We start from the raw sequence: 1,960 nt of genomic DNA, 5'->3' as shown, positions 1-1,960 counted from the left end.
CACTTCAAATGCGAATCCGCCGTCGTCTGAAAACCTGAATCGGGCTTTCAGACGACCTTAGTATTTACGCATTCAGAAATGCTCTTCATCTCCCGAACCGCTTCAACTGTCAAATCTAACCCGATCCTTCAAAATATCATCTAAAAACAGGTCGTCTGAAAAACAAAAAACAGCCCCTGCCCCTTCCTTTTTTATTGAAACGCAGGCTGCTTTCACACTTAGCCTATGTCAGCAAACCTGGCTTTTTCAATCATTGTCAGTTAAGCAACCGCAAAAAAAGGGCTTTCGCCCCTTTCCTTTTACCACAAGCTTTCCGTGCGGATTTGCCTCCAACCTTGCCCGGTTTCTTCCACCACAAACGGCACTCCGCTGACACCAAACTGTTGCATAAGATTGACGCCGTCAGCAATGCGCTGTTTGGCAAGCTGTTCGGTTGCACGATCTTTTAAAATCCCAACCGCTTGCTGACAGCCGATTTGGCGCAAAACATCTGCCAATACATCCAATTTTGCCGTATCCAAACCTTCTTCGTAACGTGCTTTTTGAAAAGCACGCAAGGCTTCCGGTTCGCGCGCAGGCTCGGTAGTTTGCACCGCCGTTAAAGCCTGCACCAAGGCGAAAGAATTGAAATTGGTCGGCTGCTGCAAAATGTTTTGGCGATAATTTTCGCTAAACGGCAGCCCTGTGAGCTTGGCGATGCGCCGGTCGTTTTCCCAAGCATGTTCCGCCCAATCGATCGACATAATTTTGTCGCGGCAAAATAAGCCTGTCGGAACAAGTTTAACATCAGCAGTTTGCGCCAATTTTGAAATGCCGTCTGAAACGGAATAACACCATCCGCAAAGCGGATCAAACAAATAAAGAATCTTTTGCGCTGCCATATTTTTTACCCCACTAAAAGCGAAGTCATACTGAGCGAACCTGCGACAAGGTTGTCGTTGAAAAACGTAATGGCATCATCCGGTTCGCGCAATGCCATGATGCAAAGAAAAGGCAGATAATGTTCCGGCGTCGGCACGGAGAGCATCGCCTTTTCGCCCAGCCGTTCGTAATGAATCAAAGTGTCGTCATCCCGCTCGACAATCGCCTGATTGACCGCTTCACGGAACGCAAACGCCCAATCATAACCCGCGCCGATTTGATTGATATGCGCCCTGCTCATCACGCTCAGATTATGGATAATATTGCCGCTGCCGATAATCAACACACCCTGTTCGCGCAAGGCGGATAATTTTTTCGCCAAATTGAAATGCCATTCCGCCGACTGCAAACGGTTAAGGCTGAGTTGTACCACAGGAATATCGGCATCGGGATACAGAAATTTCAACACCGCCCACGCACCGTGATCAAAACCGCGCATCGGATTCAGCCCGACATTCTCCGGCTGCAATAACGAGCGCACCTGCTCCGCCAATTCGGGCGAACCGGGCGCCGGATACTGCACTTGGCTCAGTTCTTCAGGAAATCCGTAAAAATCGTAAATCATTTCAGGATGTTCACCCGATGTAACCTGCAAACGGCTGCTGTACCAATGCGCCGAAATCATCAAAATCGCTTTGGGTTTGGCAAACTTTTGCGTAATCAGGCTGAGATTTTGGTTGAACGGATTTTCCTTATCCAACACATTCATCGGACTACCATGCCCAACAAACAATACAGGCATTTTTTTCATCATTGCCTCCTTAAAATATTTGATGAGGCGGATTGTACGGATAAATGATTAAGCAATAAATCTCAATTTATGAACAATATAATTTCCCAATAGGAAATGATGAAGTATTCTTTGGCTTTGCTGCAAAGTTAAAAAGAGGTCCGAAGATTCGGATTTCAATAGCAATACCTAAATCAATCTAACAAATCTGCCTAAAAGCACTTAATTCTATGACTAATAACTCAACGCCAGAATATTATTTTTTAATAGCAAATTGAGACCTTTGCAAAAAAGCCTTTCCCCCAACAG

Annotated in this window: 2 protein-coding genes; both read right to left on the bottom strand. The window is 45.9% G+C overall.

The window, feature by feature from the left end; all coding sequences use genetic code 11:
- Window positions 1-299 precede the first annotated feature (299 nt).
- Window positions 300-881, bottom strand: coding sequence for a DsbA family protein (locus HMPREF2954_RS08015; protein WP_045074889.1), 582 nt, complete (start codon window positions 879-881; stop codon window positions 300-302).
- 5 nt (window positions 882-886) lie between these two features.
- Entirely contained in the window at window positions 887-1,672 is a 786-nt protein-coding gene (gene ygiD, locus HMPREF2954_RS08010) for a 4,5-DOPA-extradiol-dioxygenase (RefSeq protein WP_045074891.1), read from the bottom strand.
- Between the last annotated feature and the right edge of the window lie 288 nt (window positions 1,673-1,960).

Origin of the sequence: Neisseria sp. HMSC067H09, assembly GCF_001814135.1 — a bacterium.
In the GTDB taxonomy this organism is placed as follows: Bacteria; Pseudomonadota; Gammaproteobacteria; order Burkholderiales; family Neisseriaceae; genus Neisseria.
This window is presented reverse-complemented; position numbering and strand designations above follow the sequence as displayed.